This is a genomic window from Bacillus cereus, assembly GCF_002564555.1.
Classification (GTDB): Bacteria; Bacillota; Bacilli; order Bacillales; family Bacillaceae_G; genus Bacillus_A; species Bacillus_A cereus_K.
In genome coordinates this window covers 69,020-84,624 of sequence record NZ_NUVD01000017.1, presented here as the reverse complement: position 1 = coordinate 84,624, position 15,605 = coordinate 69,020, and the positions used below count along the sequence as shown (strand labels likewise).

Here is a 15,605-nt window from a genome sequence, read left to right as displayed (position 1 = left end):
CAAAATGTAAAGAGAGACGAGGCGTGGGGATCACTGATGAAAGTTTTACTTTATTAAATTTCTTTGATAATTAGCAATTCGTGTATAATCGTCTTCTAATACTCTTGATAGGTTGATAAATATCGGTAGTAATTGTCTATATTCTTTTGTTGCTTCTTCTTTCGGTGTGTGTTTGTATGTGCTGCCAACCATTTCCGAAACGATTTCAAAAGAATCAATTTTTCCTGTAGCATAGAGACCTAATATACATGCACCTAGACAGGAGCTTTCGTAGCTTTTTGGAACAACGACTTCAGATGAGAAAATATCGGACATCATTTGTCGCCAAACGTCAGACCTTGCGAAGCCTCCTGTTGCTTGAATGCGGGTCACAGGGCCGTCCATGCATTCAATTAATGCTAAAAATACGGTGTATAAATTATAAATAACGCCTTCTAAGGCTGCACGAATCATATGTTCCTTCTTATGTGACATAGTTAAGCCAAAGAATGAGCCACGTACGTCTGGATTCCATAATGGCGCACGTTCACCTGCGAGGTATGGATGGAATAATAATCCGTCTGCGCCAGGTCTCACTCGTTCAGCAATTTTGGTTAATACATCGTATGGATCAATTCCTAGTCTTTTCGCAGTTTCTACTTCTGATGAAGCAAGTTCATCGCGAATCCAGCGAAGGACCATCCCTCCATTGTTTACCGGTCCACCAATTACCCAATGTTTTTCCGTTAAGGCATAGCAGAATATTCTTCCTTTTTCATCTGTTTGCGGCTTGTCAATGATGGTTCGAATGGCACCACTTGTCCCGATTGTGACTGCAATCTCGCCTTTTCTAATTGCATTCACACCTAGATTAGAAAGCACTCCATCACTGGCACCAATGACAAACGGTGTTTGTGAATCGATACCAATCTTTTTAGCTAAATCCGGATTGCAGTTGCTAAATATTTGGGTGGTTGGTACGAGCTCAGATAATTGAGCAGGTGTTACACCAGCAATTTTTAAAGCTTCTTCATCCCAATCTAGTGTTTGTAGATTCATCATCCCCATGCATGAAGCAAGGGAGTGATCCACAACATATTGATCAAAGAATTTTTTAAAGATATATTCTTTTATTCCGATATATTTTTTCGTTTTGACTGCGATTTCAGGATGGTCATTCACAAGCCAAGTAATTTTACTTAATGGTGACATGGGGTGAATGGGTGTTCCTGTTCGTCTATAAACTTCATGGCCATTCAGTTCATCTTTGATTTTATGTGCCCATGCCTCACTGCGATTATCTGCCCAGGTGATACAAGGTGTCAGCGGATGGTCATTTTCATCCATGGCAATGACACTGTGCATGGCGCTACTAAATGAAATAAACGATGGTTTTTTATCTGAATGATGTCTCGTTATATTTGAAATTGCTCGCAAAACAGCTTGAAAAATCTCTTCTGGATCTTGTTCCGCTGTGGATATATCCGGTGTGCGAAGTGGGTAACCAATATTCTCTGTTTGGACGACTTCGCCTTTTTCAGTAAATAATACTGCTTTGGTACTTGTTGTACCGATATCTATACCTAACATATAGCTACTCATGTTCTTACTCTACTCCTTTAGATAACATTTGTTGTGACATCCAGAAATCTTCAACTTTCCCTTGAACATCATCAAAGTTTTGATGTAAGGCCTCAATCATGAGGGCTCGATCTTTTGATTCAATCGCTTTTATATAAAGCTCATGATTTTTGATAATCCGTTCAAAGTCTTCGTATTTTTCCTTGAAACGGGTACGCATTGATAAAAGGATTAAGCTTTCCATAACAGGCTTTAAATTATTCCACATCATCAGGATATGGGAATGATGAATAGTGCGAATAATCGTTTCATGGAATAAGACATCTTGATAAGAAAACTCATCAGCATCATGATATTTAATGGCGATTTTCATCATTTCTATAATTTTATTCAGTTCCTTTACTAACTCATTCGTGTCCATTTTTACAAGCCGTTCAAAGATAAACGTTTCTATGAGTAAACGAACATCGTATATTTCTTCAATTTCTTTTTCGGTTAAACCGATGACAACTGCGCCCATTCTTTCTAAGCGAATGATATTTTCTGAGGCCAGTACTTTTAATGCTTCACGAACAGGTGACCGACTTACAGAAAAATCGGCAGCTAATTTATTTTCTGATAGAATGGTACCGTTTTCAATTTTACCTGCAATAATACGCATTCTAAGTTCGCTCGCAACACGATCACCCGTAGAAGCTTTTGAAAGCCATTTTTCAGGATAAAGAAATTCCATTGATTCCGTCATAACGTCACCTTCTCATGTTAATCAAGTATACTTGTATACAAGTATTATAACTCGGATTTTTAATTATGCAAGCGCTTTAATTTTTGTGTCGATTTTTTAGGGGGACAGCCGAGATATTGGAATTATCTTAAATTTCCAAATCAAGAAGCATAAGTTGGCCATAAACTAAAAGAAGCATAAGTTGGCCAAAACGGCCATCTTATGCTTCTTGTTATATACAAAAATAAAAAAACCACCAAATATGTATTGGTGGAGACGGTGGGAGTCGAACCCACGTCCAAAAATATCGGCACTTAAGCTTCTACGAGTGTAGTCGATATATTAGCATTTCGCGAACTCTTCGGCCTATCGACAGGCTTCCAAGTTGCTAGTCTGATTGTTCTCTTCCTTCGCCCTCAGACGGCGAACTCCGGCGTAGTCCACTTAGTTTGAGTCCCTTACCCTACCACATGGACGATGGAGGGAGGAACCTTTAGTGCAATTAAGCAGCTAAAGAAAGATTGTTTTGTTTGCCAATTATAGGCTTTGACGTTTTAACGAGGCCGATCCCCTCGACTCGCAACCTAAGCTCGAACTATCCCTGTCGAATCCGTAACGTCCCCATGATAGAAATGGAGCATACGAAGAAATATCGTGATAGCTACTAAGAGCTGTTTTTCAATGTGCAACAATCTTACATAAGTTATTATAACATACGCGTGCCGTTTTACAAATGTAAATATCTGTATTACATCTTTTGACGATCGCGGAACGCGCGTGCAATTTCACGTTTAGCTTCTTTCTCTTTTAAATCGTGACGCTTATCAAATTGCTTCTTACCTTTTGCTAAACCAAGTGCCATTTTAGCAAATCCATTTTTCAAATAGATTCTAAGTGGAACTAATGAATATCCTGTTTCTTTTGCAGCTCCCGCTAGCTTATCAATTTCTTTTTTATGAAGAAGTAATTTTCTCGTACGAAGTGGATCATGATTGAAACGATTCCCCTGTTCATACGTACTAATATGCATATTATGAACCCATACTTCACCGTTATGTACACGTGCAAACGCATCTTTCAAGTTCACGCGTCCAGCGCGAATCGACTTAATTTCCGTTCCCTGAAGGACAAGCCCTGCTTCGTATGTTTCTTCGATGAAATAATCATGAAATGCTTTTTTATTTTGTGCAATAACCTTACCTGAACCTTTTGGCATATAACGTCCCTCCTCTATTTTTACTATTGTAACAAATGTTAATAAAAAGCGAAAGTGGCTCGCTCAGAATCTTTGGACACCCTAGCTCCCGACAGAGAAGCGCTTTTTGCTTCATACGAGGGAGTGAAATGGCCAATAGATTCTAGCCACTGTAGCTGGATTCCAATAAAAAGCGAAAGTGGCTCGTTCAGAATGTGAGGGGGATGGAGCTTCTGACCTTGAGGCGCTCTTTGCCTCTGGGGAAGAAGCGAAGCCGCCGAACATTCTAGCCACTGTAGCTGGATTCCAACAAAAAAGAAAAAGCCCCGCTTTTCATCAAAGCGAAGCCACTCTCTTCTTACTTACGCTTTTTCTTTTTCTTCTTGAATCCTGGTACATTTTCGAAGAAGCCTTTTTTCTTCTTACCATTACCATCTTTTTTCCCTGGCTGACTAGCGGATGCGGATGCGGATGCGGATGCTGATCCTCTTCCTTTGCCTTTTCCTTTGCCATCACGGTCAAATTTTCTACCTGTGCCACGTTCACCGCCGCGCTCATTACTACGTTCGCTACGTCCACCGCGTTTCTTTCTGCCTGTTCTTGGCTGTTCGATAACGACCGGACGATCTTTGAACTTACGGCGCGGTGTACCTTTCATGCCAACGATTTCAAAGTCGATTGCGCGCTCGTCTTTGTTTACGTTAATAACACGAATTGTAATTTCGTCACCGATGCGGAATACGTTACCTGTACGTTCCCCGATCATTGCGAAATGCTGCTCGTCATAGCGGTAATAATCATCCGTTAAGTAGCTAACGTGTACAAGACCTTCAATAGTATTTGGAAGCTCTACGAATAAACCGAAGTTTGTTACAGAGCTAATCATACCGTCATACTCTTCACCGATCTTATCAACCATATACTCTGCTTTTTTCATTTCGTCTGTTTCACGCTCAGCTTCAACAGCACGACGCTCCATATTAGAAGAGTGCTCTGCAATCTCAGGTAAGTTTTCACGCCATTTTGCTTGTGTTTCGTTGTCGACTTTACCGTTAATGATGTATTCACGAATCAATCTATGAACAATCGTATCTGGGTAACGACGAATTGGTGATGTGAAGTGCGTATAGAACTCCGTTGATAAACCGAAATGTCCTAAGCTATCCGAATCGTAACGTGCTTGCTTCATTGAACGAAGCATAACTGTTGAGATTACTACTTCTTCTGGTTGCCCTTGAACCATTTCAAGAATTTGCTGCAACGCACGTGGATGTATTTCATTCGCACGTCCTTTTACTGCGTATCCGAAGTTCGTTACAAACTCGAAGAAACGCTCCAGCTTATCTTCTTTCGGATCTTCATGGACACGGTACATGAATGGTACGTTCATCCAGTGGAAGTGCTCTGCTACTGTTTCGTTCGCAACAAGCATAAATTCTTCAATTAATTTCTCGGAAACAGAACGATCACGCATTACAACGTCAGTCGGTTTTCCTTCTTCATCTACTAATACTTTCGCTTCTTTAAAGTCAAAGTCGATCGCACCGCGTCTCATACGCTTCTCACGTAAAATCTGAGCTAGTTGGCCCATTTCTTTGAACATCGGTACTAACGGCTCATAGCGCTTAATTAATTCTTCGTCTTCATCTTCTAAAATGCTTCTTACGTCAGCATACGTCATACGCTCTGTCGTTTTAATCACACTTTGGAAAATCTCGTGTTTGACAACATCACCTAAATTGTTGATTTCCATTTCACAAGATAGTGTCAGACGGTCTACTTTCGGATTTAATGAACAAATACCGTTAGATAGACGATGCGGAATCATCGGAATTACACGGTCAACAAGATATACACTCGTTGCTCTCTCTGCTGCTTCCACATCAATTGGAGAACCTTCTTGAACGTAATGACTTACATCCGCAATATGAACGCCAAGCTTATAATTTCCGTTCTCAAGCTTCGTTACTGTAACTGCGTCATCTAAGTCCTTCGCATCTGCGCCGTCAATTGTAACGATCATTTGATCACGCAAATCACGGCGATCTTTTAAATCTTCTTCTGAAATCGTTTCTGGTACACTGTTTGCATGTTCCATCACTTCTTCAGGGAACGCTAAAGGTAAATGATGTTTATGAATAACAGATAAAATATCTACCCCTGGATCATTTTTATGACCTAGAATTTGAATAACTTCACCTTCTGCGCTTAAACGGTTCTCTGGGTAGCTCGTAATTTTCACAACTACTTTATGACCTTCTACAGCGCCCATAGATGCACTTTTCAAGATAAAAATGTCACTTGTCCAGCGTTTATTATCAGGTATAACAAATCCAAAGTTTTTTGATTCTGTATATGTACCAACTAGTTCCTTCGTTCCACGCTCTAAAATACGAACAATCGCGCCTTCTTGACGTGATCCACTTGATTGTGAGCTAACACGCGCTAATACTGTATCACCATGAAGTGCGCCGTTTAATTCTGTAGGCGGAATGAAAAGATCATCATCCCCTGTTTTCTTCTCTTCTGGCACGACGAAAGCAAAGCCACGTGCGTGTCCGATTAACCTACCGCGCACTAAATTCATCTTTTCAGGAAGACCATAGCGATTGCTACGTGTACGAATAACAAGCCCCTTCTCTTCCATCATTACAAGTGCCTTTACAAAATCCTTAAAGCCTTCAGAACCTTCAATTCCAAATGCCGCTTCTAATTCTTGTATCGTTAACGGTTTATACGCTTCTTCTCTCATAAATAATAACAACTTATCAATATGTTCTTGTATGATTTCTTCCAAGCAAAAATACCTCCTTTAAACCCTTATATTATTTAGTGTATCCGAAAGATGGGGGATGTATAAAGCGAAACTTTAATCCTCCCCTAATGATTTTTACAGTTTTCATAAAGTGAAACTTTTATCAGTGTTTTTTTGTCCATCCCACTGGTTTTACGGGAGTTAATCTCCTGCCCGTCCGTTAAAGCGGGACAAAAAATTCCTTATGAAAAAAAGAGGCAACTAGATCTTACCAATCTAGTTGCTCCAAGAAGTTATATACATCCTCATGTAGCTCTTCACGCTGTTTATCAAGTGTAATGACATGCGTAGAGTCTTCATACCATTTAATGTCCTTTAAAGTTGATTCTACACCGTTATAAATAATGTTAGCACTATCTGTATTAATCATCTCATCATGGCGTGCTTGTACAACAAATGTTGGTGCATAGATCATATCAACATTATTGCGTACGTCACGAATCAACTCTTGTAATGCTTTTAATGTATTCATCGGCGTCTGTTTAAATTCAAACATTTCCTGCTCAATTCGCTCTGGTGATTTTTGTTCACGCTTTTTATATTCGCGGGCATATGCCAATATACCTTGGTACATAATTTCTTCACTTTTAATGTACATCGGTGCACACATTGGTACAACACCTAAAATTGGTAATGTATAAGCAAGTTTTAATGAGAATACTCCGCCTAAAGATAATCCGACCGCAGCTATTTTCTCGTAACCTTGATCTTTTAAATGCTGGTAGGCATTCATTACATCTTTCCACCAATCTTCAGGACCTGTATGAACAAGCTGCTCTGGTGGTACACCGTGCCCTTTATAAATTGGCGCATGACAAGTATAGCCTTTCTTCTCTAAAAAACGTCCAAGCATGCGTACGTCAGCTGAGTTCCCTGTGAATCCATGTAATAATAAAACAGCGCGGTCTCCACCTTCAAATGTAAATGGTTTCGGAGATGCTAATTTCATCATGTACTTCTCCTCTTTCTCTTCTGTAATCTAGTCGTATTCTTTCTATATCCTAGTGTACCATATTTATATTTCTATAATCTAATTAGAAACTTTTTTCAAATAACAAAATAAAAAAAGAAGAAGCATTAGCACAATCAGCCAATGCTTCTTCTTTTCATTTTATCCCGCTTTAACGGGCAGTAATTCAGCTAATACGAGGAAGTTAAATGGGAGATAACCGCCCGTAAAAGCCTTCACTTTATAAATTTAAGTACGTAACACCAATTGTCAGCGTGAAGAATAGCACAGCTAAAATAATTGTAATACGGTTTAATACCGCTTCAATTCCGCGTGCTTTTTGCTTACCAAACAATTGCTCTGCACCACCTGAAATAGCGCCTGAAAGTCCTGAGCTATTACTAGACTGCATAAGTACCATAACAATCATTAAAATCGATACAATAATAAGTAAAACTGATAAAAACGTATGCACTTGGCGTACCTCCTACAAAGATTCAGTTAGTTTAAATGTTAGCATAAATCCTATAGAAAAGCGAGAGCTATAGAGTCGCTCTCGCTTTTCTTCTATTACATGAACATCATTGCAAATAACGGCCCGAGCACACATGTTAAAATTGCTGTTAATGTCATTGTTACCGATCCAATAACACCTTCATGCTCGTTATTTTTCATCGCCCTCATAACACCCATAATGTGAGAAGCACATCCAAACCCAATACCTCTACCAACTGAGTTTGTAACGCGGCTCCATTTTAACAAAATTGGCCCCGTGATCGTTCCAGTAATACCTGCAATAACAACGAAAGCGGCTGTTAAGGATGGAACTCCACCAACTTGTTCAGAAACGCTCATCGCAACCGGCATTGTCACTGATTTTGGTAATGAAGATAAAATTAAACTTTTATCTGTTCCCATAAGTGTGGCGATAGCCATATCACTTGCAATCGCAACTGTTGTACCTACTAGTACACCACCAGCAATTGGTACAACATATTTTTGCAGAACGTGGCGCTGCTTATAAAGCGGGATTGCAAATGCTACAACACCTGGTCCGAGTAACTTCTCAATCCAGCCACCACCGCTTTCCATATAATTTTGATATGGTATATCAAGCACGATAAATAAGAATGCCATTAACCCTGTCGCTACAAGCATTGGAATCGTAAATGGCGTTGGAAATAATTTATAGATTTTTTTAGATAATTGATATAATAGCACCGTAAAAAGAACCCAACCAATTCCGATTAATATTTGGCTCATTGTGTCTCTTTTTCCTTTCTATTCGCAAGATACTGTCCTGTATGCCCTGCGACAATAATAATTAAAAACGTACTCGCTACAACTGTAATAAAAAGAGAAATTCCCTTACTCATAAAAAAGGCACCGTAATCCATTAGGCCAAGCGTTGGCGGAATTAATAAAAACGGCATAATAGCAACGAGTGTTTCTGCTCCTAAATCAAACCATTTCACTGGAAGAACCTTTAGGCTAAGTAAAACAAGTAAAAGAAACATCCCAATTAAGCTTCCTGGAATCGGAATATTTAACATTTCTTGCAGCCAAGTTCCAACCATATAAAGCACATAAAGAGCAGCAATTTGGACAAGAATCTTTGTAAATTTCATGTTCATCATCCCTCATGTTTATACGATCTTCTGTTAATATCTTTATCATAGTATAAATTGTAAAAAGCTGCAATTTATCAACTTGACAGCAAAAACGCATCACATTATGCGCTTACACCCTTGATATGACTGCGTTTTCGAACTAATTTTACGTCAAAAACCTTGACCTATTATGTAAAGTTTATATTTTCTGAATTTTAATCGTTACTATTTTAATAAAATAAATCCTTTTACTCAGTTTATATTCTGCCTTCTATCTAGCACACATATATATAACAAGATAGGTGGTGAACATATGTCTAAAAAAGTTCTCATCTTTTGTGATCCTGGAATCGATGATACGATAGCCCTCCTCCTTGCATTCTTTATCGATGAAATTGAAATCGTTGGGATTGTCGCTGATTACGGCAATGTTCCAAAAGAAATGGCCGTACAAAATGCTCATTTTCTTAAACGAAAATCAAGAAATAGAGATATGAAAATATTCGGTGGTTCAGAAGGTCCTCTTAATGGAGATACGCCCGCTTTTTTTACCAATATTCACGGGAAAGAAGGATTGGGACCAATTATCCCAAATGAAAAGTTACAAAATGGAGAAATGGAGAATTTCGCTCTTTAGTGCAGCCAAAGCCATTTATTGATTTTGATTATAACCGTTTCTTTAAACATTTTATGTCGCTTATGACAGGTGAAAAATTTTAACAAAAAAACAGACCGTGATTTCTCACGGTCTGTCGTTATTTTCTACAATTATCGTTTGATGTTGTAGAAAGATTTTAAACCATCGTAAACAGCGATTTCGCCTAGCTCGTCTTCGATGCGTAATAATTGGTTGTACTTAGCAATACGATCCGTACGGCTCATAGAACCAGTTTTGATTTGGCCAGCGTTAGTTGCAACTGCGATGTCAGCGATTGTAGCATCTTCAGTTTCACCAGAACGGTGAGATACAACTGCTGTGTAACCAGCACGTTTAGCCATTTCGATAGCTTCGAAAGTCTCAGTTAAAGTACCGATTTGGTTAACTTTAATTAAGATTGAGTTAGAGATACCTTTTTCGATACCTTCAGCAAGTTTTTGAGTGTTAGTTACGAATAAATCGTCACCAACTAATTGTACTTTATCACCGATACGCTCAGTTAATAATTTGTGACCATCCCAGTCGTTTTCGTCTAAACCATCTTCGATAGAGATGATTGGGAAGTCTTTGCAAAGCTCTTCGTAGAAATCAACCATTTCTGCAGAAGTTAAGCCAGTACGGCCTTCGCCTGCAAGGTCATATTTACCAGTTTCTTTGTTGTAGAACTCAGAAGAAGCAACGTCCATTCCTAAGAATACGTTCTCGCCAGCTTTGTAACCAGCTTTTTCGATAGCTTCGATGATTACTTCTAGAGCTTCACGGTTAGAACCAAGGTTTGGAGCGAATCCACCTTCGTCACCTACTGCAGTGTTAAGACCTTTGTCATGTAATACAGCTTTAAGTGCATGGAATACTTCAGCACCCATACGGATTGATTCTTTGAATGTTGGAGCACCAACTGGTAAGATCATGAACTCTTGGAAGTCTACGTTGTTATCAGCGTGAGAACCACCGTTGATGATGTTCATCATTGGAGTTGGTAATTGTTTTGCATTGAATCCACCAAGGTAACGGTATAATGGAAGACCTACGAAGTCAGCTGCTGCGTGAGCTACTGCCATAGATACACCAAGGATAGCGTTAGCACCTAGTTTACCTTTGTTTGGAGTGCCGTCTAATTCGATCATAGCACGGTCGATACCAGCTTGGTCAGTTACATCGAAACCAGCGATTTCTGGAGCAATAATTTCGTTAACGTTGTTTACTGCGTTAACAACACCTTTACCAAGGTAACGAGATTTGTCACCGTCACGTAATTCTACTGCTTCGTGCTCACCAGTAGATGCACCACTTGGTACGATAGCGCGTCCGAATGCGCCGCTTTCTGTGTAAACTTCTACTTCTACAGTTGGATTACCACGAGAGTCAAGGACTTCGCGAGCATAAACATCAATAATTGTTGACATAATAAATTCTCTCCTTTTTATATAAGCAAATTATTTAATAATTGTTTTACCTGTCATTTCTTTCGGTTGTTCCACATTTAAAAGTGTAAGCATTGTTGGAGCGATATCTCCCAAAATACCACCTTCACGAAGCTCTACATCATTTTTTGTAACGATGAAAGGAACCGGGTTAGTTGTATGAGCTGTCATCGGCTCGCCATCAGTAGTTAACTCCTGATCAGCATTACCATGGTCAGCAGTAATAAGTGCTACACCATCTTTTGCAAGAATCGCTTCTACAACTTTTCCTAAACATTCGTCAGTTGCTTCTACTGCTTTAATTGTTGGTTCCATCATCCCAGAATGGCCAACCATATCACAGTTCGCAAAGTTAAGAATGATAACATCATGTTTATCATTTTCGATTTCATTTACTAAAGCGTCCGTTACTTCGTAAATGCTCATTTCAGGTTTCAAGTCGTAAGTTGCAACCTTCGGTGAGTTAATTAAAATACGCTCTTCTCCTGGGAATTCAGCCTCACGACCACCGCTAAAGAAGAATGTAACGTGCGGATACTTTTCAGTTTCCGCGATGCGAAGTTGCTTTAATCCCGCTTGCGCAACAACTTCACCTAAAGTGTTATCAAGGTTCATTGGCTTGAATGCCACGTAACCATCTACAGTTTCACTGAAATGTGTCATACAAACGAATTCAGGAATGTGAGGTACTTTTTCACCACGATCGAACTCACGGAAGTCTTCGTTTGTAAATACACGAGCAATTTGAATTGCACGGTCTGGACGGAAGTTATAGAAGATAACTGCATCATCATTATTGATTGTTGCAACTGGCGTGTCATCTTCGTTAACAATTACAGACGGCAATACGAATTCATCGTAGATACCATTTGCATAAGAGTCTTCTACACACTCTTCTGCTGATTTATAAGTAGGGCCTTCACCATTCACCATAGCACGGTAACATTTTTCTACGCGATCCCAACGCTTGTCACGGTCCATGGAGTAATAACGACCAGAGATAGTCGCGAATTGTCCTACTCCTGTTTCTTTAATTACTTCATTTGTTGCATCGATATAACCTTTTGCTGTTTGTGGTCCAACATCGCGGCCATCTAAGAATGCATGGATATAAACTTTCTCCACACCTTCTTTTGCTGCTAAGCGAAGAAGAGCAAACATATGGTTCATGTGACTGTGCACACCACCGTCAGAAAGTAAACCGAATAAATGAAGAGCAGTACCTTTTTCTTTTACGCTTTTAATTGCATTTTGGAAAGTTTCGTTCTGATCGAACTCACCTTCACGAATTGCAACGTTTACGCGTGTTAAGCTTTGATATACTATGCGGCCTGCACCGATATTTAAGTGACCAACCTCAGAGTTACCCATTTGACCTGCTGGAAGACCCACTTCCTCACCACAAGCTGTAAGCGTTGTGTGAGGGAATTTGTTCCAGTAACCATCAAAATTAGGTTTCTTAGCTTGTGCTACAGCATTCCCGTGAGTTTCTTCACGTAGTCCGAAACCATCAAGAATGATTAAAGCTGTTGGCTTTCTCATTTTACCGCCCCCAGAAGACCTAAGAACGAAGCAGGCTCTAAGCTAGCACCGCCAACTAAAGCGCCGTCGATGTCAGATTGTGCCATATACTCTTTAATGTTTTCTGGTTTTACGCTACCGCCGTATTGAATACGAACAGCTTCTGCAGCTTCTGGAGAAACAGCTTCTGCAACAACTTTACGGATGTGCGCACATACTTCGTTTGCATCTGCAGAAGAAGAAGATTTACCTGTACCGATAGCCCAGATTGGCTCATAAGCGATAACAGTTGCTTTAACTTGCTCTTCTGTTAAACCTGCAAGTGCTTTTGTCACTTGACCTGCTACTAGATCAAATGTTTTTCCGCTTTCGCGCTCTTCTAAAGTCTCACCACAACATACGATTGGTGTTAAACCATGCTCAAATGCTGCAAGAGTCTTTTTGTTTACTGACTCGTCTGTTTCAGCAAACATTTCACGACGCTCAGAGTGGCCAAGTACTACGTAGCCTACTTTTAAGTCGCTAAGTGCTACTGGGCTAATTTCGCCAGTGAATGCACCATTTTTTTCGAAGTGCATGTTTTGTGCACCTACTTGTAAGTCAGTTCCTTCAGTTGCTGCTACAAGGCGCTCTAAGAATAGAGCTGGAGAGCAAACTACTGCATCAACAGCTGAAGCTGCTGGGATTTGACCTTTAACTTCCTCTACGAAGCTAACTGCTTCAGATAGAGTTTTATTCATTTTCCAGTTACCTGCGATAATTGGTTTACGCATGCTTTGCACCGTCCTTTTTCTTTGGCTGCTACTTATTTGTCGTTAAGACAAACTACACCTGGAAGTTCTTTACCTTCCATGAATTCTAATGACGCACCGCCGCCAGTAGAAATGTGGCTCATTTTATCAGCCATACCGAATTTTTCAACAGCTGCTGCAGAGTCACCACCGCCGATAACAGAGTATGTATCTTCTGCATCTGCTAATGCTTGTCCTACTGCTTTTGTACCTTCTGCGAATGGAGTCATTTCGAATACACCCATTGGTCCATTCCATACAACAAGCTTAGAGTTTTTAATTACATCTGCATAAATTTCACGTGTTTTAGGACCGATGTCCACGCCTTCCCATGTAGAAGGAATAGAGTCGATACCAACGATTTGAGTCGTTGCAGTTTCAGAGAATTCCTCAGTGATTACAACATCAACTGGCATGTAGAAGTTTACGCCTTTTTCTTTTGCAAGTTGCATAAATTCTTTAGCTAGTTCAATCTTGTCATCTTCACATAAAGATTGACCAATTTCATGACCTAAAGCTTTAACGAATGTGTAAGCAAGTCCGCCACCGATGATTAAGTTATCTACTTTGTCTAATAGATGACGAATTACACCGATTTTATCTTTTACTTTCGCACCACCGATGATAGCTGTGAATGGACGTTCTGGGTTAGAAAGTGCTTTACCAAGTACATCTAACTCTTTTTCCATTAGTAAACCAGATACTGCTGGTAGGTAGTCTGCGATTCCTGCTGTAGAAGCATGAGCACGGTGAGCTGCACCGAATGCATCGTTTACGAAGATATCAGCAAGAGCTGCAAATTCTTTCGCAAGTTCTGCATCGTTCTTTTCTTCGCCCGCATAGAAACGTACGTTTTCAAGAACTAATACGTCGCCTTCGTTCATTGCTGCAACCATTTCTTGTGCAACTGGTCCGAATGCTTCGTCCGCTTTCTTAACATCTTTACCAAGAAGCTCGCCTAAACGTGCTGCTACTGGAGTAAGACGTAATTCTTCTACTGCTTGACCTTTTGGACGGCCTAAGTGGCTTGCTAAAATAACTTTCGCACCTTGCTCTACTAAATATTGAATTGTAGGAAGAGCTGCACGGATACGAGTTTCATCTGTAATTTTGCCTTCTTTCATAGGTACGTTGAAATCAACGCGGCAAAATACACGCTTACCTTTTAAATCTACATCACGAATTGATTTTTTGTTCATTGGATTTCCCTCCGACTACTAGTTAGGATTGACAAAACCCATTCAAAAGCTTAACACATTTGCTTCTAAAATTAAAGAAGAGAGAGAGGGAACAAACCCTCTCCCTCGTTTTGTCATTGATTACTTATATAATTAAGAATTAAAGACCTTTAGAAGTCATGTATGCTGCTAAGTCTACTACGCGGTTAGAGTAACCAGTTTCGTTATCGTACCAAGAAAGTACTTTAACCATGTTACCTTCCATTACCATTGTAGATAATGCATCGATTGTAGAAGAAGCTGTACATCCGTTATAGTCGATAGATACTAATGGCTCTTCGCTGTATCCAAGGATACCTTTTAATTCGCCTTCAGCTGCTGCTTTGAATGCTGCGTTTACTTCTTCAACTGTTACTTCTTTGTCAAGTTCAACAACTAAATCAACAAGAGAAACGTTAGCAGTTGGAACACGTACAGCGCCACCGTTTAATTTACCTTTAAGTTCTGGTAATACTAATGCTACAGCTTTAGCAGCACCAGTAGATGTTGGGATCATGTTTTCAGCCGCTGCACGAGCACGACGTAAATCTTTGTGTGGTAAGTCTAAGATTTGTTGGTCGTTAGTGTAAGAGTGAATTGTTGTCATCATTCCGCGTTTTACGCCGAATTTTTCGTTTAATACTTTAGCGAATGGAGCTAGACAGTTTGTAGTACAAGAAGCGTTAGATACTACATTGTGGTTAGCTGCATCGTATTGTTCGTGGTTAACACCCATAACTACAGTGATATCTTCGTCAGAAGCTGGAGCTGAGATGATAACTTTCTTAACTGATCCACCTAAGTGTTTCTCAGCGTCTGATTTTTTAGTGAAACGGCCAGTAGATTCTACTACTACTTCTACTCCGTAGTCGCTCCATGGTAATTGAGCTGGGTCACGCTCAGCGATAACTTTAATTTCTTTACCGTTAACAATGATGCTGTTTTCGTTAGCAGATACTTCTGCATTTAAAGTTCCGTGAACTGTGTCATATTTTAAAAGGTGAGCTAATGTTTTAGCATCTGTTAAGTCGTTGATTGCTACTACTTCTACCTCAGAGTTGTTAAGAGCTGCGCGGAATACGTTACGTCCGATACGTCCAAATCCATTAATACCAATTTTAGTCATTTGAATTTCCTCCTT

The 15,605-nt window shown here is 39.8% G+C and carries 13 protein-coding genes, 1 other RNA gene and 1 pseudogene; 1 reads left to right on the top strand and 14 read right to left on the bottom strand.

Going from position 1 to position 15,605, the window contains the following annotated elements:
• Positions 1-45 precede the first annotated feature (45 nt).
• From gntK to COI75_RS09305, 9 genes are all read right to left on the bottom strand, one after another.
• The gene (gene gntK / locus COI75_RS09345; RefSeq protein WP_000100551.1) at positions 46-1,581 is read right to left on the bottom strand and encodes a gluconokinase; all 1,536 of its coding nucleotides are present in this window, start codon (positions 1,579-1,581) and stop codon (positions 46-48) included.
• Between the two features lie 4 nt (positions 1,582-1,585).
• A complete protein-coding gene (locus COI75_RS09340) occupies positions 1,586-2,305 on the bottom strand; it encodes a GntR family transcriptional regulator (RefSeq protein WP_000140394.1) in 720 nt (239 codons plus the stop codon).
• A 247-nt stretch (positions 2,306-2,552) separates the two neighbouring features.
• Positions 2,553-2,907, bottom strand: a transfer-messenger RNA (tmRNA) gene (gene ssrA, locus COI75_RS09335).
• A gap of 125 nt (positions 2,908-3,032) precedes the next feature.
• Positions 3,033-3,500 carry an SsrA-binding protein gene (gene smpB, locus COI75_RS09330; protein WP_001123903.1) on the bottom strand — a complete coding sequence of 156 codons (468 nt, stop codon included), beginning with the start codon at positions 3,498-3,500 and terminating at the stop codon, positions 3,033-3,035.
• Positions 3,501-3,837: 337 nt separating this feature from the next.
• On the bottom strand, positions 3,838-6,276 hold the full coding sequence (rnr, locus tag COI75_RS09325) for a ribonuclease R (RefSeq protein ID WP_000391074.1): 2,439 nt from the start codon (positions 6,274-6,276) through the stop codon (positions 3,838-3,840).
• Positions 6,277-6,502: 226 nt separating this feature from the next.
• Positions 6,503-7,243 (bottom strand): alpha/beta hydrolase, encoded by a 741-nt coding sequence (locus COI75_RS09320; RefSeq protein WP_000761988.1) that lies wholly within the window; start codon positions 7,241-7,243, stop codon positions 6,503-6,505.
• A gap of 241 nt (positions 7,244-7,484) precedes the next feature.
• Entirely contained in the window at positions 7,485-7,718 is a 234-nt protein-coding gene (gene secG / locus COI75_RS09315) for a preprotein translocase subunit SecG (RefSeq protein ID WP_000556761.1), read from the bottom strand.
• Positions 7,719-7,813: 95 nt separating this feature from the next.
• Positions 7,814-8,506, bottom strand: a complete 693-nt coding sequence (locus COI75_RS09310; protein ID WP_000078305.1) for an LrgB family protein — start codon at positions 8,504-8,506, stop codon at positions 7,814-7,816.
• On the bottom strand, positions 8,503-8,871 hold the full coding sequence (locus tag COI75_RS09305; RefSeq protein WP_000673226.1) for a CidA/LrgA family holin-like protein: 369 nt from the start codon (positions 8,869-8,871) through the stop codon (positions 8,503-8,505). Before COI75_RS09305 ends, COI75_RS09310 begins: the two co-directional genes overlap by 4 nt.
• A gap of 295 nt (positions 8,872-9,166) precedes the next feature.
• On the opposite strand from COI75_RS09305, the pseudogene COI75_RS09300 reads away from it, so the two are divergent.
• Positions 9,167-9,481, top strand: a pseudogene (locus COI75_RS09300) (nucleoside hydrolase); the annotation flags it as partial.
• A gap of 140 nt (positions 9,482-9,621) precedes the next feature.
• On the opposite strand, the gene eno reads toward COI75_RS09300, so the two are convergent.
• The 5 genes from eno to gap all read right to left on the bottom strand — a co-directional run bounded on the left by eno (position 9,622) and on the right by gap (position 15,590).
• Positions 9,622-10,917: a phosphopyruvate hydratase gene (gene eno, locus COI75_RS09295; protein WP_000103952.1), complete on the bottom strand. Its 1,296-nt coding sequence runs from the start codon at positions 10,915-10,917 to the stop codon at positions 9,622-9,624.
• Positions 10,918-10,947: 30 nt separating this feature from the next.
• Positions 10,948-12,477 carry a 2,3-bisphosphoglycerate-independent phosphoglycerate mutase gene (gpmI, locus tag COI75_RS09290; protein WP_001231140.1) on the bottom strand — a complete coding sequence of 510 codons (1,530 nt, stop codon included), beginning with the start codon at positions 12,475-12,477 and terminating at the stop codon, positions 10,948-10,950.
• Entirely contained in the window at positions 12,474-13,229 is a 756-nt protein-coding gene (gene tpiA, locus COI75_RS09285) for a triose-phosphate isomerase (RefSeq protein ID WP_001231042.1), read from the bottom strand. The genes gpmI and tpiA overlap by 4 nt, the downstream gene beginning before the upstream one ends.
• 32 nt (positions 13,230-13,261) lie before the next feature.
• Positions 13,262-14,446 (bottom strand): phosphoglycerate kinase, encoded by a 1,185-nt coding sequence (locus COI75_RS09280; protein WP_001036335.1) that lies wholly within the window; start codon positions 14,444-14,446, stop codon positions 13,262-13,264.
• A gap of 139 nt (positions 14,447-14,585) precedes the next feature.
• Positions 14,586-15,590 (bottom strand): type I glyceraldehyde-3-phosphate dehydrogenase, encoded by a 1,005-nt coding sequence (gap, locus tag COI75_RS09275; protein ID WP_000161232.1) that lies wholly within the window; start codon positions 15,588-15,590, stop codon positions 14,586-14,588.
• Positions 15,591-15,605 lie beyond the last annotated feature (15 nt).